General features: G+C 65.4%; 22 protein-coding genes. 9 read left to right on the top strand and 13 right to left on the bottom strand.

The window, feature by feature from the left end; genetic code table 11:
* The 5 genes from DJ75_RS00965 to DJ75_RS00975 form a co-directional block, all read right to left on the bottom strand.
* Positions 1-471, bottom strand: a 471-nt coding sequence (locus DJ75_RS00965; protein WP_141211947.1) for a pentapeptide repeat-containing protein, incomplete at its 3' end; no start/stop codon positions are given.
* Between the two features lie 140 nt (positions 472-611).
* Positions 612-1,037, bottom strand: coding sequence for a hypothetical protein (locus DJ75_RS18010; RefSeq protein ID WP_141211948.1), 426 nt, complete (start codon positions 1,035-1,037; stop codon positions 612-614).
* 5 nt (positions 1,038-1,042) lie between these two features.
* Positions 1,043-2,182: a pentapeptide repeat-containing protein gene (locus DJ75_RS00970; RefSeq protein ID WP_094522041.1), complete on the bottom strand. Its 1,140-nt coding sequence runs from the start codon at positions 2,180-2,182 to the stop codon at positions 1,043-1,045.
* Between the two features lie 57 nt (positions 2,183-2,239).
* On the bottom strand, positions 2,240-2,368 hold the full coding sequence (locus tag DJ75_RS18925) for a hypothetical protein (RefSeq protein ID WP_254921866.1): 129 nt from the start codon (positions 2,366-2,368) through the stop codon (positions 2,240-2,242).
* 235 nt (positions 2,369-2,603) lie between these two features.
* Positions 2,604-2,912 (bottom strand): hypothetical protein, encoded by a 309-nt coding sequence (locus tag DJ75_RS00975; RefSeq protein WP_094522013.1) that lies wholly within the window; start codon positions 2,910-2,912, stop codon positions 2,604-2,606.
* A gap of 507 nt (positions 2,913-3,419) precedes the next feature.
* Between DJ75_RS00975 and DJ75_RS00980 the strand changes: the two genes are divergently transcribed.
* Both DJ75_RS00980 and DJ75_RS00985 read left to right on the top strand, forming a co-directional pair.
* Positions 3,420-3,740, top strand: coding sequence for a hypothetical protein (locus DJ75_RS00980; RefSeq protein ID WP_170938244.1), 321 nt, complete (start codon positions 3,420-3,422; stop codon positions 3,738-3,740).
* Entirely contained in the window at positions 3,741-4,280 is a 540-nt protein-coding gene (locus tag DJ75_RS00985; RefSeq protein WP_094522014.1) for a hypothetical protein, read from the top strand.
* 248 nt (positions 4,281-4,528) lie between these two features.
* Here the strand turns inward: DJ75_RS00985 and DJ75_RS00990 are convergent, their stop codons facing one another.
* Both DJ75_RS00990 and DJ75_RS00995 read right to left on the bottom strand, forming a co-directional pair.
* On the bottom strand, positions 4,529-4,825 hold the full coding sequence (locus DJ75_RS00990) for a DUF3006 family protein (protein ID WP_094522015.1): 297 nt from the start codon (positions 4,823-4,825) through the stop codon (positions 4,529-4,531).
* Positions 4,822-6,276: a lamin tail domain-containing protein gene (locus DJ75_RS00995; RefSeq protein ID WP_094522016.1), complete on the bottom strand. Its 1,455-nt coding sequence runs from the start codon at positions 6,274-6,276 to the stop codon at positions 4,822-4,824. Before DJ75_RS00995 ends, DJ75_RS00990 begins: the two co-directional genes overlap by 4 nt.
* A 227-nt stretch (positions 6,277-6,503) precedes the next feature.
* On the opposite strand from DJ75_RS00995, the gene DJ75_RS01000 reads away from it, so the two are divergent.
* Positions 6,504-7,505, top strand: coding sequence for an acetamidase/formamidase family protein (locus DJ75_RS01000; protein ID WP_094522017.1), 1,002 nt, complete (start codon positions 6,504-6,506; stop codon positions 7,503-7,505).
* 209 nt (positions 7,506-7,714) lie between these two features.
* On the opposite strand, the gene DJ75_RS01005 is transcribed toward DJ75_RS01000, so the two are convergent.
* Together DJ75_RS01005 and DJ75_RS01010 are read right to left on the bottom strand one after the other, a co-directional pair.
* Positions 7,715-9,712 carry an ATP-binding protein gene (locus tag DJ75_RS01005; protein WP_394338267.1) on the bottom strand — a complete coding sequence of 666 codons (1,998 nt, stop codon included), beginning with the start codon at positions 9,710-9,712 and terminating at the stop codon, positions 7,715-7,717.
* Positions 9,705-10,607, bottom strand: coding sequence for a helix-turn-helix domain-containing protein (locus tag DJ75_RS01010; protein ID WP_176451400.1), 903 nt, complete (start codon positions 10,605-10,607; stop codon positions 9,705-9,707). The genes DJ75_RS01005 and DJ75_RS01010 overlap by 8 nt, the downstream gene beginning before the upstream one ends.
* A 292-nt stretch (positions 10,608-10,899) precedes the next feature.
* Here DJ75_RS01010 and DJ75_RS01015 point away from each other — a divergent pair, with 292 nt between their 5' ends.
* Positions 10,900-11,262, top strand: coding sequence for a DUF5518 domain-containing protein (locus DJ75_RS01015; RefSeq protein ID WP_094522019.1), 363 nt, complete (start codon positions 10,900-10,902; stop codon positions 11,260-11,262).
* A 520-nt stretch (positions 11,263-11,782) separates the two neighbouring features.
* Here DJ75_RS01015 and DJ75_RS01020 read toward each other — a convergent pair.
* From DJ75_RS01020 to DJ75_RS01030, 3 genes are all read right to left on the bottom strand, one after another.
* Positions 11,783-13,483, bottom strand: a complete 1,701-nt coding sequence (locus tag DJ75_RS01020; protein WP_094522020.1) for a tryptophan--tRNA ligase — start codon at positions 13,481-13,483, stop codon at positions 11,783-11,785.
* Between the two features lie 202 nt (positions 13,484-13,685).
* A complete protein-coding gene (locus DJ75_RS01025; RefSeq protein ID WP_094522021.1) occupies positions 13,686-14,267 on the bottom strand; it encodes a hypothetical protein in 582 nt (193 codons plus the stop codon).
* A gap of 573 nt (positions 14,268-14,840) precedes the next feature.
* On the bottom strand, positions 14,841-15,227 hold the full coding sequence (locus tag DJ75_RS01030) for a DUF5830 family protein (RefSeq protein ID WP_094522022.1): 387 nt from the start codon (positions 15,225-15,227) through the stop codon (positions 14,841-14,843).
* A 129-nt stretch (positions 15,228-15,356) separates the two neighbouring features.
* On the opposite strand from DJ75_RS01030, the gene DJ75_RS01035 reads away from it, so the two are divergent.
* The 3 genes from DJ75_RS01035 (at position 15,357) to DJ75_RS01045 (ending at position 17,885) form a co-directional block, all read left to right on the top strand.
* Entirely contained in the window at positions 15,357-16,640 is a 1,284-nt protein-coding gene (locus DJ75_RS01035; RefSeq protein WP_094522023.1) for a tRNA pseudouridine(54/55) synthase Pus10, read from the top strand.
* A gap of 62 nt (positions 16,641-16,702) precedes the next feature.
* Positions 16,703-17,326 (top strand): universal stress protein, encoded by a 624-nt coding sequence (locus tag DJ75_RS01040; protein WP_094522024.1) that lies wholly within the window; start codon positions 16,703-16,705, stop codon positions 17,324-17,326.
* An 85-nt stretch (positions 17,327-17,411) separates the two neighbouring features.
* Positions 17,412-17,885 carry an Lrp/AsnC family transcriptional regulator gene (locus tag DJ75_RS01045; protein ID WP_094522025.1) on the top strand — a complete coding sequence of 158 codons (474 nt, stop codon included), beginning with the start codon at positions 17,412-17,414 and terminating at the stop codon, positions 17,883-17,885.
* Positions 17,886-17,899: 14 nt separating this feature from the next.
* Here the strand turns inward: DJ75_RS01045 and DJ75_RS01050 are convergent, their stop codons facing one another.
* Complete coding sequence (locus tag DJ75_RS01050) at positions 17,900-18,916, bottom strand: amidohydrolase family protein (RefSeq protein ID WP_094522026.1); 1,017 nt, start codon at positions 18,914-18,916, stop codon at positions 17,900-17,902.
* 350 nt (positions 18,917-19,266) lie between these two features.
* Between DJ75_RS01050 and DJ75_RS01055 the strand changes: the two genes are divergently transcribed.
* Both DJ75_RS01055 and DJ75_RS01060 read left to right on the top strand, forming a co-directional pair.
* A complete protein-coding gene (locus DJ75_RS01055) occupies positions 19,267-20,769 on the top strand; it encodes a proton-conducting transporter membrane subunit (RefSeq protein ID WP_094522043.1) in 1,503 nt (500 codons plus the stop codon).
* The gene (locus DJ75_RS01060) at positions 20,766-23,279 is read left to right on the top strand and encodes a DUF2309 domain-containing protein (protein ID WP_094522027.1); all 2,514 of its coding nucleotides are present in this window, start codon (positions 20,766-20,768) and stop codon (positions 23,277-23,279) included. Before DJ75_RS01055 ends, DJ75_RS01060 begins: the two co-directional genes overlap by 4 nt.
* Positions 23,280-23,393: the final 114 nt, after the last annotated feature.

Genomic DNA, 23,393 nt, shown 5'->3' on the forward strand with positions numbered 1-23,393 from the left:
AGAGAGGGAGGCATCGGGAAACTCGGCCTCGTAGAGAGAGGCATCGGGAAACTCGGCCTTGTAGAGGGAAGTATCGGGAAACTTGGCGTGTCGGAGGTCAGCATCGGGAAACATGGCGTGTCGGAGGTCAGCATCGGGAAACTTGGCGTGTCGGAGGTCGGCACAAGGAAACTTGGCGTGTCGGAAGTCGGCATCAGGAAACTCGATTCCTCGGAGGATTGCGCCGCCGAAGTGTTCTTTCACATGGTACGCTTCCCACGGTACATCATCGGGTGTCAGTCTTGACTCAACCATTTCTTCGGCGGTCTTCGCGTCGGTATCGGCGTGCCAGACGCAAAGCCCGTCGTACTTCGGGTTACGGAGACAGACAGCATTCCGAGTCCTTATGTGCCAGTCGTCGTCTGCTTCCCCCTCCTTCGGTTCCAAGACGTGACCACAGTACTCGTCAGGCGCGGCCTCGCAAGTTCCCATGTTTCTTGTTTATGAAACAATAAGTAATGAATCTAATTGAAGCATGCACCGAGCGGCCTCAATTCAGTAGATTTTCAATCAGTCTTGAGGCGACAGAAGCCAGCAATTGACGCGTAATCAACAATTACGTAGGATACACATTATCTTTCATATTCCTTCTCAGATTCCTTAGAACTGCTCTCAACAGAGCTAGGACTTTCTTCGACTTCTTTTATAGAGGTCCGTTCTGACTGGAGTTCAAATTCCCTATCGAGTTGGTCCATCTTTCGGTCCAACTGGTCGTATTTTCTATCGAGTTGGTCCATCTTTCGGTCCAACTGGTCGTATTTTCTATCGAGTTGGTCCATCTTTCGGTCCAACTGACCATATGACTGACTTTTTTCCTCTCCTTCAGAGGTCGCTCCTTCATTTTCTTCAGGCAGATACGACTCAACAGTAACAGCTAAAAACGCAATAGTAATAAGGGCTACAGCAACGATTGAGGACTCTGGAAGAGTTATAATTGCTAAAGCTACGGTCCCAAGGCCTGCGGCCAGAGACCGAATCAGGCGTTTTCTTTGGGCCATTCCTCTCACCTACTGAAGTACCGTATCCAGATGGGCTTTTCAGATTGTGGTAGAAGACTTGAAAATAATATTAATAATAGAACACCAGCACCTGAAATTATAAATGTATCTATCACCCGCTGAGTTATCAGATACGGAAATAAGACTAATGAAGACAAAATCAAGAAACCCGATAGAAGCCCAAATACAGACAACGTTTGAAGATACTTATCAAAAATCATGTTATAAGATAGACGCTTTTTCAAAGATATACCCTTAGCTCCATCAAATTTCACTCCTGAATATGTCACTCCTTCTTGATTAGCTCCTCTTAAATCAGCGTTTTCTATATTGCAACCAGATAAATCTACGTTTTCTAAATTGGAATTTCTCAAGTCAGCACCAGCGAGTGAGGCCTCAACAAGTGTTGCGTCAGATAAATCAGCATTTTTTAAATTAGCATTTTTTAAATTAGCACGGTTGAGATTTGCTCCAGATAGGTCGGCCCCCTCTAGATTTGCCCCATCAAGATTAGTCTGTAATAGTGTAGCCCCTGACAAATCTACGAGAGATAGATTAGATAATGTAAAATCTGCATCAATTAAAATTGATTCTGAAAGAGATGCTTCACGTAAGTCGACTCCACTTAAATTAGCTCCTGTAATATCCGCATATTCCAAATTTGATTCGCGTAAATTTGTACCCATCAAACTTGCGCCAGTCAAATCTGTATCTGTCAGGTTAGAACCCTGAAGGTTTGAATCCCGTAAATCCACATCGGCTAAGTTTGCACCTACAAGAATTGCTTCCTCTAAGTTCGTCCTTATTAGAACAGCACCTGACAAATTAGCATCAACAAGAACGGCATCACGTAAACTCGATTGTTTGAGAATTCTAGAATCAGAGAGTTCAGCCTCAACTAGTTTTGCACCATCAAGCCGTTCAGAAGTACGCGACTTAATATCTGAAAGGAATTCTTCTGTTTTTCCAATTAAATCTGTGTGCCATTTACAATATCCATCCGTAGATTCTTCGTAGACTGGACGAAGGCAAGAATTTGTGTTTTTTGGAGTATGTTTTTCTTGGCTAGAAACTTCTCTCTCAACATTCTCATCCGGATTATCCGGCCTGAACTCGAAACCACATTTGTGAGCCGGAGATTTCATACCACAATAGTAGGACTGTAGTGGAAATAAAAGGATGGGTAATTAGACATGCCGTACTCACTCGCGACCTCGGCAGGCTCCAAACCTCTCCGGGCGTACGCGACGTACACCCCTTTCGACGGTCACGTCCATGCCCTCGATGCACTGTTGGCCGTCCCGCACATCGGCGTCGGAGACGATGGTCATTCGTCACCCTCCTTGAAGTCTGGTCCGAACTTCAGCACGTCTCGAAGGTCCTCCTTGGTTGCCGTTGGCGATGTTGTCGATACCTCGGAGGACTCCCTCGGGGACGAGGTGTGTTTCACAATCATCGTTGGGCATATTGCGTCGTTACACGCCGTACTTCCAAAAAAGCGCCGCGTGGTTAGTCGTCTGCTGGGGTGACCCCGAGGTCGGAGAATAGTCTGAGTAGGGGGGTGGTCTACCGGCCCTGTGCCTGTTTGACACCTTGCTGGATGTCTGCGATGACCTGCTGGCGGTCGTACCCAGTGGCAGGCCTCACGCTGTAAAAGTCCAAGTGGACGATGTGCGAATCGGGTTTGAGGTCGTAGTGGATGTTGTATCCTCGGTACGGCCCCATCGTGATGACAACGCGCCACTGGTCGTCGAGGGCATCTGCGATGTCGTTCGCAACTTCCAGTTCGCCCCGGGAAAACGCGGGTCCGTTGCGGAAGACACGGGGGTGGTCGGTGGCGGTCACGGTCGTCAAGTCATAATCTGTCTGACTCATACTCGGACCGACGAAAAACTCATGTATATACTCTGGTATTTTGCTTTCATGCCCGATTTCGGGGGTTACACACCTCTTTTTGCGATTTGATGTCTCACATCGTAGTCGTGGTGTGGTTGAACCACTTCGTTGAACCGATTGAACTGACCCGGGCGAAGCCGCCACGAGGGAACTCCGAATGTGACCATATCTGGGCACATTTATATCTGTACGCGTTTCAGGGCTTGTAGCGGTCGTTTCCGTACGTTTTGGGGTTGCCCAGACCCTTGTTTTCGTCAGATAGTAATGTGGATTTCAGCTACCTGAACAAAGTTGAGCAGCGCGAGTCTCGGTAGCTACAAACAGGTTTCTTAGGCCGTTTGTTGCCGGTTTGGCTGCCGAATCACCTTCCGATAGCTGCTCTTTCGATTCAGACTCGATGAAAAACACCATGTCCGCGGTGGCTCCGAAGGATGTGGTAGTGACAAGAGGGCAAGCGTTTTGCCTCTGTGCTCACAATGTACACATATGAGTTCCGAGTCCGAAAAGAAGCGCGTCCAGTTCCGTGCACCGAGGGGACTAGTAAACCGGGCCGACGCGCTCGCTGCGGTGTTCGAGACGGATCGGACGGACATCCTCATCTCCGCGCTTCGGGACTACCTGCGGGACGCCGCGCACTCCGACGAGGTGAAACAGGAGATCGCGGAGGCCTTCTACGACGACGATATCACGTTCGAGGAACTGAAAGACCTCGTCGGGCACGAGGAGGCCGCCAACTTCCACCTGTTGAAAGAGCAACTGACCGACGAATTCGTGGACGAGGTCGCGGAGGAGCTGGCCGACTCGTAGATGGTTCTGATAGTCGCCGACACGTCGGCTCTCGTAAGCCTCGGGACGGTGGCGGGGGGCTCACCGAATCCACTCGACCTCCTCCTCGATTCGCACACCGTGGTCGTCCCAGAGCAGGTCATCGACGAACTCACCGAGACTGCGTCCTACGACGACGCATCCGGTGAGGCGGCACAGGCGGTTCTCGACCGTCGCTCTGCGTTCGAGACTCGTTCCGTCGAACTAGACGAGACGTTCCCCCTGGACGATGGCGAGAACGCGGCGGTTACGCTGGCGAACGATATCGACGCCGTACAACTGATCTGCGACGAATTCAATCGGCTTGCGCTCGTCCACGCCTCGCTGGCCGAGACCCGCCTCGTCACGACGCCCATCCTCCTCACCGCGCTGGTTCGCAACGACGCGATCTCGCCGGACGCTGCCGACGAGTTCTTGGCCGAGATGAGTGACGCTCGCAGTTGGTCGTCGAACTCCTACGTCGAGCGGGCGCGGTCTACGCTTCGACAGCAACGCAATAACGAGCAACCTGATCCGAAGTGATCGACTCGTTAGACACGCGCTAGCCGATCGGAACGACTCTCCGTAGAGCAAGGGCATCTCACATAAATACGCCACCGATACACGCTCTTTGCGTCCTGAATTTTGTCGTATTGGACGTGTCGCTGGACACTATTTCAGAGATTCCATCATGGATTTCAGCTACCTGAACAAAACCGAGCAGCGGGAGCTTCGGTAGCTACACTTCTGATTAGAACGGATAGCGTTCGAAAACGGCCGGCTTCGGCCCGCTATTTGTCGTCGTCTTTCGGCGGTCGGCTCGATAACCGATCGAACCGGTCTTGCGCGGCCTCGGAACGGGACGACGTGCGCTCGGGTTCGTAGGTCGCGGTCGCGATCGATCCGTCCTCGACCTCCACGTCTAGGATCGCGTCCGCGTGTCGCCCGTCGTCCGGTAATCGGTCGACGCCGAGGACGACGTTACCGACCTCGTCGCCGTCGCGCTCGAAGAAGAGCGTCGCGAACCCGTCTTCGACCGCGTCAACGACCGCCGTGTACGTTCCGTCCGCGAGATCGATCTCGGTCATTCGTACGACTCCGCTAGCACGCGGTCCCCGGTAGCGTTTTCGACGATCACGGTGTCGCCGCCGTTGTTCCAGACCGGCGATCCGGCGCCCCAGTAGAGGTCGGTTTCGGTGTCGGTCCCGCTCCCCGTCCTGAGCGTCAGCGTCTCTCCGGGGGCGAGCGTCACCCCGTCCGGCATCTCGTACCGCTTCCCGGCCTCGTCTTCGACGGTCCACCCCGACAGGTCGAGCGTCTCGTCGCCCGCGTTCTCGAAGACGACGTACTCGTCGTTGAGGTTCTCGCGGTCGTCGCCCGCGGCGTCGGCGTTGATCGCCGCGACCGCGAGCGTGCGGTTCGAATCGGCGGCCGTCTCGTCGTCGCTCCCGCCGGAGCCGTCCGCGTCGTCACCGCCGTCGGTGACGGCGACCGCCCCGCCGCCGCCTATTCGGGCCCGTTCCACCACGTCACCGCCCGCTCCGGGACCGACCGGGTCGCCGTCGCGGAGCGACAGCGGTTCGGTCGGCGCGTCCCGCTGCGTCCGCACCGAGACGTTCGCGCCGTCGCTGACGAAGACGACGTCGCCGTGCGTCGCGGTCCAGTAGGTCGGTACCGAGCGGTCGGCGAAGCGCCGGAGGACCTCCTCGTGCGGATGCCCGTACTGCGAGTCGTAGGCGCTCGACACGACCGCGACCCGCGGGTCGACGGCGTCGACGAACGCCTCGCTCGAGGAGCTGCTCGACCCGTGGTGGCCCGCCTTCAACACCGTCGACCGGAGCTCATCGCCGTACGTCTCGACGAGGTACGCCTCCTGGTCGTCCTCGGCGTCGCCGGACAGCACGAAGCTCGTCTCGCCGTGCGCGATCTTGAGCACGACGCTGTTCTCGTTGCGGGCCTCGTTCTCGAGGTACGGCTCCGGGGGACCGAGCACGTCGACGTCGACCTCGCCGAAGGCGATCGAGTCGCCCTCGCGGGTCTCGTACAGCGTCACGTCGTGCGCCTCGATCGCGTCGAGGTACTCGCCGTACGTTCGTGTGCTTGCCGCGATCCCCGGATCGTAGACCGCGCCGATCCCGTCGGCCTCCGTCTCGTAGTAGTCGATGATCGCGGCGTTCCCGCCGATGTGGTCCGCGTCGTTGTGCGTGGTCACGAGGTGATCGATCCGCGTGATATCGTGCCGCCGGAGGTACTCCAGCACGTGTTCCCCGTCGTCGTTGTAGTGGCCCGTGTCGACGAGCATCGTCTCGCCGTCCGGTCCGACGACGAGCGTGCTCACGGACTGGCCGACGTTGACGAAGTGGACCTCCAAGGAGCCGTTGGCCGCGGCGACGTCCGCCCCGCCGTCGGTCGCCGCCCCGGTATCGGGCGTCGACCCGGTGTCGGGCGCCGGGTCACCGAGCGACGCGCCCGCGCACCCCGCGAGAGCGACGAGGCAGACGACGAGAAGCACGCGGGACAGCCCCCGAGAAGATGTCATTGTTCCTCATGAGAGACGTTTACCTGTAAAGTTGATCTAACGTGAAATATATCCGTTACTTGGAGCCGCGGTGGTGAGGGAGGCGTTCCGTTCCGTCGTCTCGCGCGTTCCGTTGTACCCTCTCGTGCGTTCCGTTGTACCCTCTCGCGCGTTCCGTTCCGCCGTCCCGTTCAAACGGAACCTCCCCGCCGGGATTTTTGACGGCGCGCCCCCGAGTCGAGACCGACATGTCACGAGAAGTGATCTCACACACCGACGGCCACGTGTATGAGTTCGCGCCGGAGATGGAGCCGGTCTACGAGGCGGCCGACGGGGAGTCGCTCACGATCGAGACCATCGACAGCCTGAACGGCGAGATCCAGAGCGACGACGACCTGCTGGACGCGATCCCCGAGGAGGTGAACGCGGCGACCGGTCCGATCGCCGTCGAGGGGGCGAGCCCCGGCGACGTGCTCGCGGTCAAGATCGAGGACGTGCGCGTCGCAGAGGACCGCGGGCGGGTCCTCACGGCGCCCGGGTTCGGCCTCCTGCAGGACGACCCGGGGATAGAGCATCCGGCGACGCGGATCACCGAAGTGGACGGCGAGGGCGACGGGAGCGACGGCGCTGGCAGCGGGAGCGACGGCGCTGGCGGCGGGAGCGACGGGATCGGCGGCGGGAGTGACGGGATCGGCGGCGGAGACCGGATCGAGTTCGAGGGGATCGACGTCCCGATCGATCCCGTGATCGGCACGATCGGGGTCGCCACCGCCGACGAGGCGATCTCGACGCTGACGCCGGACGACCACGGGGGGAACCTCGACACGACCGACATGACGACCGGGACGACCGCGTACTTCCCGGTCTTCCAGGCGGGCGCGATGCTCGCGATGGGCGACTCCAAGGCCGCGATGGCCGACGGCGAGATGTGCGGGACCGGCGCCGAGATCGCCACCGAGATCGACGTGACGCTGTCCGTGATCGAGGAGCCGGAGGTCCCGCTCGACCGCCCGCTCGTCGACACCGGCGACGCGGTCAAGACCGTCGCGAGCGCCGAGACGATGGCGGAGGCGGTGGAGATCGCGAACCGCGATATCGTTCGGCTGCTGGCGCGCGACCACGGCCTCTCCAGGACCGAGGCGTACCTGTTCTCCAGCCTCGTCGGCGGCCTGGAGATCAGTCAGGTGGTCGACCCGCAGGTGACGGCGCGGAACGCGGTGCCGAGCGAGTACCTCTCGGTCCCGTTCTGAGCGTCGCCGCCGCGCCGATCCGACTCCGACTCGGCGCCCCCGTCGCCGAACCGCCCAGCCGCCTGAACCCGACGAGCCAGGCGCGCGGGAGGCCGCCGCCGCGGGCCGCGAGGAGGGCGGCGACCGCGGCGAGTCCGGCGGCGAGGCGCGGCAGTCCGACGACGGTGACCGGCGAGTCGAAGGCCGCGAGCGCCCCGACCGCCGCCGGCTCACTCGTCGGCGGTCGGGCCGCGGTCGGCGAACCGCCGCGCCGCGTCGGTCAGGCCGCCGGCGTCCGATCGATCGGTGGTCTCCGCCGGGCTCTCGTCCGCGTCCGCGGCACCGTCGGGCGCGTCTCCGTCGCCGACGTCGGACCCGTCGCTGGTTGGGGCGCCGCCGTCGCCGCTGACGAGCGCCGCGTCGCCCTCGTCGCCCGGCGTCCGGTCTCGGCTCGGATCGACCGCCGAGGGGTCCGCGTCCGGCGGATAGCTCCGCTCCGCCGGCGGGACGAAGACCGTCTCGACCGCCCGGACGATCTTCCGGACGCTCTCCTCGTCGAGGCGGTCGGCGTACGCCTCCCGGATCAGGTCGGGGACGGCGTAAGCGTAGTGCCCGCGCCCGGCGTGCCGGATCAGCCCCGCGCGCCGGACCGGGCGATGGCGGCTGTAGGCGTGGCCGGAGTCGCCGTCGCCGCCGGCGTCGATGTGGGCGGCGACGGGGTCGCTGACGCCCTCGCGGCGGTAGTGACGGAGCATCCCTCGCGACAGCTCCGGGAGGGCCTCGATCCGGCCGCGGAGCTCCTCGATGACCGCCTCGCGGGTGCCGAGTTCGACCGCGTCGTCGAAGCGGAGCGCGCTCTCGGCCACGTCCGCGCGCGTCACGGGTTCGACGTCCTCGTCCGGCGGCGCGGCGGCGTCCTCGGGGTCGCCGTCGACGGCGGCGGGGGCGTCGGCGGCGTCGGAGGCGTCGAGGGCGTCCTCGGCGTCGTCCGCGTCCGCCGCGGTCTCGGTCGCGTCGTCGGCGTCCGTCCCTCCGTCGGCGTCGGATATGTCGTCGCCGTCGAGGGTCGCCGCGACCGCCTCGTCATACGATTTGAGGACCGATTGGTCCTCGTCACCGCCGTCCCCGACCCTCTCGCCGGCGCCGACCGCAGACGGTTCGGTACCGGGCGCGGCCCCGCCGCCGCCCCGGTAGGGCGCCTCGGCCTTCCCGAGGAGCGCCTGCGCGAACTGGTCGGCCATGCTGCTCAGGTCGCGGGCCTCCTCCAGCTCGCGTTCGAGGTCGGCGATCCGCCGGTCCTTCTTGTCGAGCTCCTGCCGGAGGTCGGCGATCTCCGACTCGCGGCGCTCCTTCTCGTCGGAGATCGACTGGAGCTCGCCGACGAGGTCGCTGGAGACCGACTTGAGTTCGGGGCGCTCGAAGTCGTCGAGCCCGGGCGTCGCGCCCGCGTCGAACGTCGCCTTGCGGTGGAACTGGATCCGGCGGATCGACTCGTCCCAGTCGGTCATCAGGAACGCCTCGCCGTCGCCGAGGTCCTCGACCGCGCTCGAGTACTTGGAGCCGAGTATCCGCCCGACCACCTTCGTGTCGTTGTCCCAGGTGAGCCGGTGCCAGCAGAGCCAGTCGCACTGCGTGATGAAGTCCTTCTTGACGTCGGCCGGGCGCTGGCTGATCCCGACGATGCCGAGGCCGTGTTTCCGGCCGCGCTTGCCCACCTTGATCAGCATCTTGCCCGTCTCGTCCATCCCGCCGCCCTCGGGGATGTACTCGTGGCACTCCTCGACGACGAGGAGGAACGGCTTCTTCATGCGCTTCTCCTTCGCGAACAGCTGCTTGACGACCTCCAAGAGGAGCTCGTTCGCGGTCTCCTCCTCCAGGTAGCCGGAGACGTCGAGGATGATCGGGACGTTCTGGTCGAGGGCGAGCGTCGCGAGCTTCTCGGCGTGTTCGGGCGAGACGACGATGTCGCACTCGTCGTCGGCGCCGGCGTGGAGGATCTCGTATTCTTCCTTCAAACCGTAATATTCACCGTCTACGTCAACGATGAGAATACCAAGCGCCGAATCGAGGAGTTTCTCGGCGACGACCGAGGCGGTATTGCTTTTACCCGATCCGGACTTGCCCGTTATAAATCCCCGTCCGGTGAGCAGCTCCACTACTGGGAGTGAAATTTCCGTGTCCTGTTCCTGATCGACGCCGACAGGGATCTGTTGTTGAGCGTCAGTCATTTTGGTTCTCGTTTGGCGGCTCAATGGTATTGTGACACGAACGACAAAGCGTTACAAGGTTATCCAACGTGTTCGCGTCTTCGGGGGACTGAAACGTACGGATCGGCGTTTTGTGGTGAACGTCTAAGCCGATGTCAGTCCGGTTCCTGTGTTCGGACTGCGTGATGCCGCACCGTTGACATTCGTAGTCGTCTCGCCGAAGGGTCTTACGCCGCTGTTTCGCCCAGTTGTCGCCGTAGTATTCGTCTACACCACCCTCCCAGCGATGGTGTAGTTCTCCGGGCTGTGAACCGACTGTCCGGGTTTCAATTCCGTGGTCGTGTAACCAGTCATGGACTGTAGACGGAGCACAGTCGAGTTGCTCTGCTATCGCGTACGTACTCATTCCGTCCGAGAGATACATCGATCTGAGCTTCGATTCATCTTGAAGTGCTTTCGGCGTTTCCGGGTTGTACGACCGCGTTTCGATATCGTGACGATGTATCCACACCTCTATCGCTTGCCGACCACAGCCGAGTTCCGAGGCGACTTCGTCCATCGTCATCTCCGATTCGACGTACAGTTCACGTAACGTCTCCTCGTCGTGCCACGGCCGTTCCGGTCGCGTCCGACTCGTGTCGATCCCGAATTTGGTTAGCCAGTTGTGAACGGTTGCTTGACTACAGTCCAACTCGTCTGCGATGTCGGCTTCGCTCATTCCCTGTTGGCGGAGAGAGCGAAGTCGTTCCTCGTCTTCCCAAGGTCTGGATTTCTCGATGTCGTGCTTTTTTAACCAGTTCTCGACAGTCTTGCGGCTACAACCGAGTTGCTCACCGATCTCGCTCGTCGACAGGTCTTCTCCGATGTACAGCGATCGGAGGCGATCCGCCTGCCTCCACGGGGCTTCCTCGGTCATTTCAGACATCCGGTTCGCTCGTGAGTGAGAGTCCCGTTCATGCTGGGTACTAGTCATGTGATGTCACGTAACTCTTCAGGAGGTTGGAACAGCCCGATCCGTACCGTCGCGTCGCCGCCGATCCCCTCGCTGACGTCCGCGACGTGGATCGTCTCCTCCTCGCTCATACCCGTGAGAGGTGGCGCCCGCCTCATAAACTATCGCCTCGGTCGTCGGGCGGTCGCGTCGGTCGTGGATGGCTCGCACTTCGAGGTCCGCAAAACGTATGCCGCCACCGGGAGTCGGACAGCGCATGGACACCGAAAACACCCTCCTCAACGCGGTGGTCGGCGCTATCGCGTCGGCCGTCCTCTCGTTCACCGGTATCTCACCCCTCCTCGGCGGCGCGGTCGCCGGGTATTTAAACGGCGACGACGGGCTGCGGGTCGGCGCGTTCTCCGGCGCGATCGCGTCGATCCCGATCGTCGGGCTGCTGTTGCTCGTGCTGGTCGTTTTCCCGCTTTTGGGATTCTTCGCGTTCCCGGCCGAGATCGGGATCGCAGCCGGGGGAATCTTCCTCCTCGGGGCGATCGCCGTGCTGGGCGGCGTCGCCTACTCCGTCGTGTTGAGCGCGCTCGGCGGACTACTGGGCGTGTACGTGAAAGACGAACTGTAAGTCGGTCGCTGTTATAGGTAGTCGAGTTCGGTTCCGCTGAGAACACCTCCGAAGCCCCAGCCGCTCGCTTATAAATGGTCGCTAGCGAACCGGCGACAAACACCTCCGAAGCCCCAGCCGCGAGGACAGCGCACGCTCGCTGCGCTCCTCACTCGGTCGCTCACTCCGTTCACTCCCTCGTTCCGGTGCTTACGTCGTCATCAGAACGCGAAGCGTTCTGATTGGCTCACGAGAGCTTTGCTCTCGTGAACGCCTGCGCTGTCCTCGCGGCTGCCCCTTCGAGTCCCGCCCGCACAGCACCTCACGCCTCCCCAGCCTCGTCACCGGACTACGTCCGGTTGCAAGCGAGAGCTTCGCTCTCGCCCTGTCGGCGGTCCTCCGCTTCGCTCCGGACCGCCGACTCCCTCGCGCGAGTTGACTCGCGGCCGCCCCCGGCGGCCGCTCGCAGGCACGCGCCACCGCACTGTCTATTCATAAAGAAAGTGTGCGAGAATCACCTGCTACGCCGAGAGGGGACGACTCAGTGCTCGCCGCCCGTCCCGCGCCGGTCGGAGTCGAGGTCGATGTCGAGGTCGTCGAGGAGTTCCTCGGCCTCCTCGCGCTTCTCTTGGTGGTCTTCGAGGAACTCTCGCATGAGCTCGGCCGCCTGCTCCTTGCAGCCGCCGCAGAGGCGCTCGCCGTTGACGCACTCGGAGTAGACGGTCTTCGTGAGCTCGTCGTCGTCGCCCGCGAGCAGGTAGGCGTACAGCTCGTAGACGGGGCACTCGTCGGCCTCGCCGCCGAGTTCGCGCTGCTTCTCGGCGGTGTCGCGCCCGCCGGTGGTCGCCGCCTTCACCTTCTCGTAGCCGTCCTCGGGGTCGTCGAGCAGGGAGATGTGGCTCGCCGGGATCGACGAGGACATCTTCCCGCCGGTGAGCCCGGTCATGAACCGGTGGTAGATCGAGGAGGGCTGGCGGAAGCCGAACCCGTCGTGATCGATCTCGACCTCGCGCGCGAGCGACTCGGCCTCGCCGCGGGTGAGGTCGAAGGCGTCGACGTGGCCCTCGAAGACGCGCTTGTCGCCCTCGACCGCCTCGATCAGGGCCTCGAACGCCTCGTCGGTGGCGTTGCGGTCGAAGAAGCGCACGCGGGGGCGGAGCGGCTCCTTGCCGCCCGCGCGGAGCTTGTCGAGGGCGGTCGACTTGGCGGCCGCGAGGTCGAGGGCGTCGTCGGCGTCTCCGTCGGCGGCGTCCCCATCGGCGGCGTCTCTGTCGGCGGCGCCGGCCTCCGGCGGCTCGTAGTCGGCGAGCCACGCGGCGGCGCCCTCGCAACGCACGTCGGTCTCGGCGTCGTCGACGTCGGCCGCGAGCGCGTCGTAGGCGGCCCGGACGAGCTGTCGCTCCGCGTCGTCCAGCTCGAAGCTCGCGAACGCCTCGGTCACCTTGAAGTAGCGCATCCGCGTCGCCAGGTCGCGGGTCAGCCGGACGTGCGGGTCCTGATCCGGGCCGACGGGGATGACGGTGGGCTTCGGCTCGTCGACGAGCTGCGGGTAGAGGATGTCCGCGGTCTGGGTCACGACGCTCTGCATGTGCGAGATGTTGGTCTCGCCGTCGAAGCCGTAGATGGCCTCGAACTCCGAGAAGTTCGCCTTCGAGCCCAGCTCGAAGCCGAGGTCCTGGACCTCGCGGTTATCCGACTGCCGGTACAGCTCGCCGTCCTCGGCGTCGAAGCCGAGCGCGAGGAGGCTGAGGAGGTAGTTGCGCGCGTGCTCGTCGATCTCGTCCCACGACATCCCCCGCGCGGAGTGGGCCTCGAGGTCGGCGATCAGGCCGAACGCGTCGCCGCCCTGCTCCTGATGCCAGATGATCTCGTCGAAGACGAGCTTGTGGCCGATGTGCGGGTCGCCGGTCGGCATGAACCCGGAGAGCGCGGCGAACGGCTCGTCGTTCGCCATCGCCTCGGCGACGGCGTCGTACTCGCGGTGCCCGAAGATGACGCCGCGGCGCATCAGGTAGTGCGGGTCGACCACGTCGTCGGCCACGTCGTCGAACGCCTCGATGCCGAACTCCTCGAACAGGTCCGCGTAGTCGCCGACCGACGCCGACCCCCACGGGTCGAGCGCGACGTCCTCGGTCGGTCCGTCCGCGCGCTCCGTCCCGCCGTCGGCGCGGGGCGATCCCGGGGTCTCGTCGCGGGCACCGCCCGCCGACGGCCCCGTCTCCTCGGGGGTGTCCTCGTCCATACGTCCCCTCCCGTCGGTCGACGCAAAAACCGTTCGCTTGCGCGTCAGAACGTGGCATACGAGGGTGGGTGCCGGGATAACCGCCCTCGGCTCTGTTGAAATCCTATTCTCCAGACATTTCCTCGTCAGAAATGGCTCGTCAGTAGGGAACGCGTATTGACCACCGAGACGCTACGGTAGTCATCGGAACTACTGGATCGTCTCAGGCGTCGTGATAATCGACGGCGATTTCAGTCGGTCGGTCGGCACCGTTCAGATGCCAGAGAGTGAACGAATAGTCGTAATGATACTCAGGGGTGTCCGGATCCGGCGGGAACGCTTGGTATGAGGTCACGTCGTATCGAAGTTGCCCGTTTCGGTAGACAGAGCGGTCGGTGAAGTCATCGACGACGTCTTCGACGACATTCCCGTTCTCTTCGCGATAGTCCGTGAGGGCGTCACCCGTCGGAAGAACGCCGACAATCACCGACATGAACTGCGTATTCGGGTCAAACGTGCGGAACTCCGTCCCGGGGCCGCCGTCGCCCTCTGCTGGGGTGAGCGCTCCCCAGTCGATGAGTTTGCGCGCGGCGTCTGGATGCGCGAGTAGTACTCCCCAGACCGCGGGGGCACCCTCCTCGGGCGTCGGTTGGTCACCGATGACCGCATCATAGGCAGTCGTTCCAAGCGATGAACTAACCTGTGGCTGCGCGTCGAATCCCACGGCGCTACAACCAGCAAGGCCGGTGAGGGCTGCTACACCGGAGAGGTGGAGGGTCTTCCGTCGTGACCATTCAGGGACCATACGCACAGTTTACCTCACCGACGGTTATAAGGGGTGTAGTAATCCCGAAATGCCGTATGGACTCTTCAAAGGCAGAAGGCTTCACTAGATACCTCGTCCGTATTGACCGCTATCGGAGCAGAACATACCACTTGCTGAGGGTTTCAACAGAGCCCCGTGATCGTGCTTCGATGAGCAGTGTCTTGTCCGGACCGGCCAACCCTATATAAATAGTCACTGTCGGTACCTGAGAGAACATCTTCAAAGCCCCAGTCGCGAGGACTCGCGCGGCTTGCTGCGGTCCTCGGTCGCTCGTTTCACTCGCTCCTGCGGTCCTTGCTGCGCCGTGCTTCGTCCTCGCGACTGCCCCTTTGAGTCCCACCCGACCGCAACCGCACCGCAACCTCGTACCTCCCAGCCTCGCGGCTCGCGCTCAAGAGCGCTCGCCGCGTCCCTCGCGCGTGCTGTCGCCGGCGGCGAGGCCGCCGGCTGCCAGAGGGACCTCCGGTCCCTCGCTGCTCGCGGCCTTTCAGCCGCTCGCAGGCACGCGCCACCGCGTCGGTTATTTAAAAATGCGCGTCGAGACCGCGGTTCTCACTCGTCGTCGCTATCGCGCCCGGTCACCTTCCGGATGCAGGAGGATCCGAACGGGCCGAGCTCGCCGGCGTCGAGCTTCACGAAGTGTCCGGTCGAAATCGAGGTCCCGCAGCGGCGACACTCGAACTCGCCCTCGCGCTGGACGACTTGGCTGTCGTAGTTCACGTAGGTGCCGCCTCGCTGGACTCGGAGCCGGGCGTCCTCGCGCTCGATGACGCCCCGCTTCTCGGCGGCGTCGAGGATGTCGCGGGTGAGCGCGGGGCTCGTCGTCACCGTCTCGATCCGGTCGATCGCGTCGGGGAGCGCCAGCTCCTCGTGCTCGAGGTGCGCGAGCAGCTCGACGCCGAGCTCCAGCTTCTCCTCCCGGGACGCCGGCTCGTTCACGCCCGGCGAAACGAATCGGACCCTCTTAAGTCGGCCGGGAGGCCGCGCGTCCCGCGGCGCCGGTCCTCCGCGACCACCCGTCGCCCCCGATGTAGTAAGACAGTTACCACGCCGGGCGCTGGGGTTCGTATGGACGTACTGGAGGTCGCGGCGCGGGCGACCGAGACGGGACCGGTGTGCGACGCCTGTCTCGGCCGGCTGGTCGCCGACCGGAGCTTCGGGCTGTCGAACGCCGAGCGGGGGTCGGCGCTGCGCGTCTCGCTCTCGCTGCGCGACGACGAGGACCACGAACCGGTCGACACCGCGGACTGCTGGGTCTGCGAGGGCCGCTGCACCGAGTTCGACGCGTGGGCCGAGCGCGCCGCCGAGGCGGTCGAGGGGATCGAGTTCGCCACGTACAACGTCGGCACGCGCCCGCCGCCGCTGATCGAGGAGAACGAGGCGCTGCTCCGCGCCGACGCCGGGCTGGACGAGGACGCGGGCGAACCGTTTAAATCCGAGTTCAACCGCGAGGTCGGCAAGCGGTTCGGCCGGCTCACGGGTGCGGAGGTGTCCTTCGACCGCCCGGACGTGCAGTTCACGATCGACCTCGCGGACGACGAGATCGACGCGAAGGTGAACTCCACCTTCGTGTACGGGCGATACAGGAAACTGGAGCGCGACATCCCGCAGACCGAGTGGCCCTGCCGCGAGTGCAAGGGCTCCGGCCGGCAGGGCGCGGACCCTTGCGACCACTGCGGGGGCTCCGGCTACCTCTACGACGACAGCGTCGAGGAGTACACCGCGCCGATCGTCGAGGACGTGATGGACGGGACGGAGGCGACGTTCCACGGGGCGGGCCGCGAGGACGTCGACGCGCTCATGCTCGGCACCGGACGGCCGTTCGTGATCGAGGTGGAGGAGCCGCGTCGGCGTCGGGTCGACGTCGAGCGCCTCCAGTCGGACATCAACGCCTTCGCCGACGGCGCCGTCGAGGTCGAGGGGCTCCGGCTCGCGACCTACGACATGGTCGAGCGCGTGAAGGAGCACGACGCCGCCAAGCGCTACCGCGCGCAGGTGGCGTTCGACGCCGACGTCGACGCCGACGCCCTCGCCGAGGCGGTCGACGAACTGGAGGGGACGACGGTCGAGCAGTACACCCCGAACCGAGTGGACCACCGGCGCGCGAGCCTCACCCGCGAGCGCGACGTGTACGAGGCGACCGCGGAGGTCGACGACCCGCGTCACGCGACCGTCGAGGTCCGCGGCGCCGGCGGGCTCTACATCAAGGAGCTGATCTCGGGGGACGAGGGCCGCACCGAGCCGAGCCTCGCCGGGCTGCTGGGCGTCGGCGCAGAAGTCACCGCGCTCGACGTCGTCGCCGTCGAGGGCGAGGCGGAGCCGTTCGAGCGCGACGCGTTCTTCAGAGACTGACGCCCTCGAACGGTCGGCGCGGACCGGCGGGATTTATCTGACGCGCGTCTGACGTTGGGGGTATGTACGGGAGCGACGCGGACGAAGCGAGCGCCGAGGCGCCGACGGTCGGCGACGGTGTCGGCGAGCCTGTCGTCGAACCGGCGGTCAGGGAGGCGGCCGCGTCGACCACGACGGCGGCGCACGCCCGTCTGAAGGGGAAAGACCGAGCGGCGCGGCCGGACCGCGTGTCCTCGATCCTCGTGGCCGTCGGCGCCGGCCCGCACACGGGGGCGACCGTCGACGTGGCCCGCGAGATCGCCGACGCGACCGGCTCTTGGCTCGAACTGTTCCACGTCGTCCCCTCCGACGAGGCGCTCGTCGACGGGGACGCGACGCCGGTCGGCGACCGCGAGGACGCCGACGCCGCCGAGTACGCCGCGGCCGGCGATCGCCTCCTCTCGTCGGCCCGCGACCGCCTCGGCGACTTCGACAGGGTGGACCGCTGGCTCGTCGAGGACCGGACCGCCGCGGGCGCGATCGTCGAGCAGTCGCCGTACTACGACCTCGTGGTCGTCGGCGCCCCCACCACTGGCGCCGTCGGCCGGTTCGTGTTCGGCTCCACGACGGACACCGTGATCGACGACGCCGAGGTCCCCGTGGTCGTCGTCGAGGCGCAGGGTGACACGTCGCTGGACGTGGCGTAGGCCGCGGTGGACTCGCGTCGGGCGTCCCCGCTCCGTTTAAAAGCGACATAGAACAGTAAAGTGGCTATGCCACGGAGGCTCCGGTATGGCTGACGAAGCGATCGACGACGTGGACAGGGCGATCCTGTACGCGCTCCAAGAGGACGCCCGAAACACCTCGTCAGGGGACATCGCGGAGCGCACCGGGACGTCGGACAGCACCGTCCGCAAACGCATCCAGCGCCTCGAGTCAGACGGGATAATCAAGGGGTACAGCGCCGACGTCGACTACCAGAAGTCGGGGTATCCGCTCCGGATGCTGCTCTACTGCACCGCGTCGATACCCGAGCGCGGCGAGCTGCTCCCCGAGATCCTGAAGATCGACGGCGTCATCTCGGTGCAGGAGCTGGTCACCGGCGAACAGAACCTCCTCGTGACGGCGGTCGGCGAGTCGGACGGCGACATCACGCCCGTGGCACAGGAGCTCCTCGACATGGGGCTCACCGTCGCGGACGAGGTGCTCGTTCGGAGCCACGAGGCGACGCCGTTCGGCAAGTTCGACGCCGAGACCGACTCCTGAACGCGGACCGGTCGCTACCCGACGACCCGCTTGACGTCGAGCGCGGTCGCGCGCCGGACGACCGCCCGCACCGGGTCCTCCGAGCCGGCCAGGTTGTCCGAGTCGCCGTCGAGGACGACGAGCGCGGCCCGTCGCCCGGGCGCGATGACGCCGCAGTCGAGCCCCGCGATCTCGGCGCCGGCGGCGGTCGCCATCCGTAGCACCTCCCGGGCGGTCACGTCGAACCGCTTCGCCGTGTACGCCATCTCGCGGAACATCGACGGGGCGTTCAGCATGACGTTGTCCGTGCCGAGCGCGACGGTCGTGTGGTCGAGCAGCTCCCGGACCGGCGGCGTTCCGACGTCGAGGACCTCGTTCGCGCGCGGGCACACGGCGACCGGGACCGACCGGTCCGCGACGCGTTCGAGGTGCTCCCGCTCGGCGTGTACCATGTGAACGAGCAGGTCCGGATCGAGGTCGAGCGCCGGGTGGATGTCGGTCGCGTCCGGCTCGCCGGCGTGGATGGCGAAGGGAACGCCGCGGTCCTCGCACGCGGCGCGTTCGTCGGCGAAGTCGTCGTCGTTCGCCCCGGAGGCCCCGTACCCGTCGGCGACGTCGAGGACGGCGGGGTCGCCGCTCCCGAAGATGAACGGGTCGACGGCGACCGACGACGCCGCCTCGCGGAGGGCCCGCGCCCCGGCCACTCCGTTCTCCCGGAAGTCCAAACAGGAGATCGTACCGGTCCGCCGCGCGAACCGGAGCGTTCGGCGCATCGCTGACACGAGGTCGGCGCGGTCGGCGGCCGCCAGCCGCCGGTGTTTCAGGCTCTCCGGCGGGGCCACCGCCTCGTCGAGCGACAGCCCGACGGCCGCCTCCTTCGCGACGGAGTCCCCTAGATGCGTGTGGGCGTTGACGAACGCGGGCAGGACGATGTCGGTCGACTCCGTGTCGGTCTCCTCGACGGCCTCGATCCGACCGTCGTCGACGACGAGACGCCCGCGAGTCGGCTCGAACGACTCGCCGGCGAGGACGGTCCCGGTGAGTTCCTCCATACCGACACTGCGGATCGGATAACGATATGGTTTTCTGAACGCGATTCGCGAACGGACCGAGAACTGGACTGGTCGTCGGCGACGTATCCGTTACGGACCCGCGGACGAGCCGCTCGGGACGAACCCCGTCCGGACACGTCCACGATTACGCCTGCGAACCCGCTCCGCTCGGTTCACGACGCGGACCCGTCTCCTCGCGATAACTATAATGTTCTATAATGAGATTATATCGAACAGTTTGTGAAGATAAACAGATTTAATACACAATCTGTTCACTAGACGGAGTGGAGACGACCGATACCGGTTCGCCGTGCGGGTCGGCTACGGAGATTGGTCGCACGAGCCGAACGATGTCGGAATCCAACTCGAAAACGACGGTCGGAGCGCTCCCGGACGCGACGGCGGAGACGCCGTTCGCGCCCGTCGCACTCACGTGGCTCGCCTGGTCGCTGTTCGCCGCGAGCCTCGCGGTCCTCGTCGCCCGAGTCCGATTCGGTTTCGCCCCGGCGGTCCCCGGCGCGTTCGCCGTCGACGGACTCACCGTCCTGATGTGGGTGGTCGTCGCCTTCTTCGGCGGCGTCGTCCACAGCTACTCGCGCCGGTACATGGCGGGAAGCGCCCACGAGACGCGGTTCTTCCTCGCCGTGTTCGCCTTCGAGGTGACCGTGATGGCCCTCGTCGCGGCCGACCACCTCGCCGCGTTCGGACTGCTGTGGCTGGCGATGGGGCTGGTGATGGCGAGGCTCATCGGCGTCGTCGACGGGTGGAGACAGGCGCGGGCCGCCGCGTCGCTCGCTCGGCGGTACTTCGTCGCCAGCAGCGCGCTCCTCGGCGTCGCGCTGACCGCGCTCTGGCGGGCGACCGGCGCCACGACGGTCTCCGGCGTCGCCGCGGCCGCCGACGGGCTCGGCGGACCGCTGTGGGTCGTCGCCGCGGGCGCGCTCGTCCTCGCGGCGATGATCCAGTCCGCGCTGCTTCCGTTCCACGGCTGGCTGCTCTCGTCGATGACCGCCCCCACGCCGGCGTCGGCGCTGATGCACGCCGGGTTCGTCAACGCCGGCGGCGTCCTGCTGCTCCGGTTCGCGCCGGTCGTCACCGTCGACGCCGGCCTCATGCTCGCTATCGTCGCGGTCGGCGCGACCAGCGCGCTGCTCGGGAAGCTCCTCAAGTCCGTCCGGCCGGACGTCAAGAGCAAGCTGGCCTGCTCGACGGTGGGGCAGATGGGATTCATGATCATGCAGGCCGGTCTGGGGTTCTTCGGGGCCGCCGTCACCCACCTCATCCTGCACGGCTTCTACAAGGCCTACCACTTCCTCGGTGCGGGCGGTGCAGTCGAACGGACGGCCCCGAGCGGGAAGACGGCCCCCCGGACGGGCGTCTCCGGCGTCGCCGACGGCGCGGTGACGCTGCTGACCGGATTGGCGGGCGGCGCGGCGTTCGTGCTCCTGACGGGGAAGGGAACGAGCGTCGACTCCGGCCTGCTGCTCGTCCTGTTCGTGGTGTTCACGACCCTCCACGCGGCGCGGGGCGCGGTCCGGCACGCGTCGCTGCCGCCGGCGGTCCGCTACGGGGCGGTCCCGCTGGTCTTCCTGCCGGCGATCACCGTGTACGCGCTCGTTTACAGGGGCGTCTCGTCGCTCCTCACCGGGCTCCCGGTCGTCGCGGCGCCGACCGAACTGACCGCGCTACACGGGCTCGTGGCCGCCGCCTTCCTCGCCGCGTACGTGGCGATAGAGACCGGCGTCCACGAGCGCAGTCGCCGGCTCTACGTCGCGCTCCTGAACTGGGGCCACCCGTCGTCCGGAACCGTGCTGACGAACGCAGAGGAGTACGACAGCGGAGGAGTTCAATGAGCACTCAATCCACTATCCGAGACGGCATCGACGACGCGGCGGCGACGGTCGGATCGGTCTGGCCGATCCACTCGTTCGTGACGGCGAACCCCCTCTCGGGGTTCGAGAACATACCGTTCGACGAGGCGGTGACGCAGGCCGCCGACGTGCTGGGCGGACGCGGCTACCCGAGCCGAGAGGTCTTCCGCGCGGCGCTGGACGACGGCCGGATCGACCGCGAGACGCTCGCCGCGGAGCTCGCCGACCGCGGCTACGAGGCCGACCCGGAGACGCTGCTCGAACGCGTGGACGCGTCGGTCGAGTCGGCGGCGCCGGACGGCGGAGCCGAGCGGGTCGATCACGTGCTGACGAAGTGGCTGTCGGCGTTCCTCGACGAGGGCGGCGCCGCGTGGCCGATGCCGAACCGCGACGAGGGGTTCTACGCCGCCTTCCGCGAGCTGGCACCGCACGACGCCGACGTCCCGGACGAGGGGGTCGTCGCGTCGCTCCCGGAGACCCCGACCGAGGCCATCGAGGCCGTCTTGGAGCCGTACCCGGAGAGCCAGTGGGTCCCCGTCTTCGAGGAACAGCTGGCCGCGCTTCCGGGCTGGGCCGGGTTCATCAAGCAGCGCGCGGACGACGAGGGGGCGTGGCAGTCGGTCCACCCGATCACGCTCGCGGACTACGTCGCGGTCCGTCTCGCGCTCCTCGACGGGTTCGGCGTCGATGTCGAGCCGTCCACTGATCCCGGGAGCGCCGACGCCGATCCGGCCGACGAGCTCGCCGAGGCGTTTCTGAGCGCCTGGGAGGCGAGCTACCGCTCCGAGGTCGTCGGGCGCGTGACCGCCGAGAGCCGGTCGCTCGCCGAGAGCCGGTCCCTGGCCGGCTGCGAGTCGCCGGACGAGAGCGACCCGCCGGCCGGGGGCGACTCCTCGGGCGAGAGCGACCCGTCGGCCCGCCCCGACGCGCAGTTGGTGTTCTGCATCGACACGCGGTCGGAGGTGATCCGGCGTCACATCGAGGACGAGGGCGAGTACGAGACCCACGGGTACGCCGGCTTCTTCGGCGTTCCGATGGAGTATCAGGCGTACGACGCCGACGTGTCGGTCGACGCCTGCCCGCCCATCCTCGATCCCCAGCACCGCATCAGCGAGATACCGACCGACGGAGACGCGCAGGCGCGCCGCGACCGCCGGTCGAGCGTCCGCGAGGTCGCGGGTGACGTCGTCAAGAAGCTGAAGACGAACCCCGCCAGCGCCTTCGGCTTCGTGGAGAACGCGGGGAGCGGGTACGGACTGGCGCTCGCGGCCCGCACGCTGGTGCCGAGCCGCGTTCGCGACCTGTTGGGGGCCGCGGACGACGCGGTGCCCGACGACCGCGAGTTCTGCGAGCAGACTGTCCACCACCAGCACGCCTACGCCGGCGATCTTCCGATCGGACTGACCCAAGAGGAGAAGGTCGAGTACGCCGCGACCGCGTTCGATCTGATGGGCTGGACGGAGTTCGGCCGGCTCGTGGTGTTCGCCGGCCACGCGAGCGAGACGACCAACAACCCCTACGACTCGAGCCTCGACTGCGGCGCGTGTGCCGGCAACCCCGGCGGGCCGAACGCCCGCGTCCTCGCGGCGATCTGCGCCGACCCCGACGTGAAGGCGGCGCTGCGCGAGCGCGGCTTCGACGTCCCCGACGACACCGTCTTCCTCGCCGGCGAACACAACACGACGACCGACGAGATCGAGCTCTACGGGGACGTGCCCGAGAGCCACGCGGACGACCTCGCGGCGCTGCGCGCGGACCTCGCGGCGGCCCGCGAGAGCGCGGCCGCCGAACGCGCGGACGCGATGGGCGCCGACGCCTCGGCGGGCGTCGGCGAGACCGAGCGCCGCGCCGGCGACTGGGCCGAGACGCGCCCCGAGTGGGGACTGGCCGGCAACGCCGGCTTCGTCGTGGGTCCCCGCGAGCTGACGAGCGACCTCGACCTGGACGGCCGCGCGTTCCTCCACTCGTACGACTGGTCGACCGACCCCGACGGCGACGCGCTCGAGGCGATCCTCGCCGGGCCGATGGTCGTCACCCAGTGGATCAACGCGCAGTACTACTTCTCGACCGTCGACAACGCGACCTACGGGAGCGGGTCGAAGGCGACGCAGAACCCCGTCGGCAACGTCGGCGTCTACCAGGGGAACGGCGGCGATCTGATGACCGGGCTCCCCAGCCAGTCGCTGATGGCCGCCGACGGCGTCCCGTACCACCAGCCGCTCCGCCTCTCGACGGTCGTGCACGCCCCCGTGGAACGCGTCACCGACGCGCTGGCCGACCACGACGAGGTGACGGAACTGCTGGACAACGACTGGCTCTCGTTGACGGTCGTCGACCCGACGCGCGACCACCGCGCGTTCGAGTACGAGCGCGACCTGAGCTGGGCACCGGCCTCGGAGCCGGCCGCCGCCGAGCCGGAGCCGGCCGCCGCCGAGCCGGAGGCGCCGACCGAACCGGAGGCGCCGGTCGCTCCCACCGTCGCGGACGACTGAGCCGTCCCCGCGGTCCCGTTCTGTCTCCTTCCGCGCTCCGCGTGACCGAGTACCACCGCGGCGACAGCGTTAAATCGGTGTACAGACTTGTACATCACAACGCGAAGTAATACA

It is taken from the genome of Halorubrum sp. Eb13, assembly GCF_002252895.1.
In the GTDB taxonomy this organism is placed as follows: Archaea; Halobacteriota; Halobacteria; order Halobacteriales; family Haloferacaceae; genus Halorubrum.

Excerpts from the sequence above, each read along its gene's own strand:
- DJ75_RS01010 (WP_176451400.1), bottom strand. The coding sequence starts at position 10,607 with ATGACCGAGGAAGCCCCGTGGAGGCAGGCGGATCGCCTCCGATCGCTG.
- DJ75_RS18010 (WP_141211948.1), bottom strand. The coding sequence starts at position 1,037 with ATGGCCCAAAGAAAACGCCTGATTCGGTCTCTGGCCGCAGGCCTTGGG.
- DJ75_RS01045 (WP_094522025.1), top strand. The coding sequence starts at position 17,412 with ATGGCTGACGAAGCGATCGACGACGTGGACAGGGCGATCCTGTACGCG.
- DJ75_RS01040 (WP_094522024.1), top strand. The coding sequence starts at position 16,703 with ATGTACGGGAGCGACGCGGACGAAGCGAGCGCCGAGGCGCCGACGGTC.
- DJ75_RS01055 (WP_094522043.1), top strand. The coding sequence starts at position 19,267 with ATGTCGGAATCCAACTCGAAAACGACGGTCGGAGCGCTCCCGGACGCG.
- DJ75_RS00970 (WP_094522041.1), bottom strand. The coding sequence starts at position 2,182 with ATGAAATCTCCGGCTCACAAATGTGGTTTCGAGTTCAGGCCGGATAAT.
- DJ75_RS00985 (WP_094522014.1), top strand. The coding sequence starts at position 3,741 with ATGGTTCTGATAGTCGCCGACACGTCGGCTCTCGTAAGCCTCGGGACG.
- DJ75_RS01005 (WP_394338267.1), bottom strand. The coding sequence starts at position 9,712 with ATGACTGACGCTCAACAACAGATCCCTGTCGGCGTCGATCAGGAACAG.
- DJ75_RS01000 (WP_094522017.1), top strand. The coding sequence starts at position 6,504 with ATGTCACGAGAAGTGATCTCACACACCGACGGCCACGTGTATGAGTTC.
- DJ75_RS01060 (WP_094522027.1), top strand. The coding sequence starts at position 20,766 with ATGAGCACTCAATCCACTATCCGAGACGGCATCGACGACGCGGCGGCG.
- DJ75_RS00995 (WP_094522016.1), bottom strand. The coding sequence starts at position 6,276 with ATGACATCTTCTCGGGGGCTGTCCCGCGTGCTTCTCGTCGTCTGCCTC.
- DJ75_RS01050 (WP_094522026.1), bottom strand. The coding sequence starts at position 18,916 with ATGGAGGAACTCACCGGGACCGTCCTCGCCGGCGAGTCGTTCGAGCCG.
- DJ75_RS01020 (WP_094522020.1), bottom strand. The coding sequence starts at position 13,483 with ATGGACGAGGACACCCCCGAGGAGACGGGGCCGTCGGCGGGCGGTGCC.
- DJ75_RS00990 (WP_094522015.1), bottom strand. The coding sequence starts at position 4,825 with ATGACCGAGATCGATCTCGCGGACGGAACGTACACGGCGGTCGTTGAC.
- DJ75_RS01015 (WP_094522019.1), top strand. The coding sequence starts at position 10,900 with ATGGACACCGAAAACACCCTCCTCAACGCGGTGGTCGGCGCTATCGCG.
- DJ75_RS01035 (WP_094522023.1), top strand. The coding sequence starts at position 15,357 with ATGGACGTACTGGAGGTCGCGGCGCGGGCGACCGAGACGGGACCGGTG.
- DJ75_RS01025 (WP_094522021.1), bottom strand. The coding sequence starts at position 14,267 with ATGGTCCCTGAATGGTCACGACGGAAGACCCTCCACCTCTCCGGTGTA.
- DJ75_RS00980 (WP_170938244.1), top strand. The coding sequence starts at position 3,420 with ATGAGTTCCGAGTCCGAAAAGAAGCGCGTCCAGTTCCGTGCACCGAGG.
- DJ75_RS00975 (WP_094522013.1), bottom strand. The coding sequence starts at position 2,912 with ATGAGTCAGACAGATTATGACTTGACGACCGTGACCGCCACCGACCAC.
- DJ75_RS18925 (WP_254921866.1), bottom strand. The coding sequence starts at position 2,368 with ATGACCATCGTCTCCGACGCCGATGTGCGGGACGGCCAACAGTGCATC.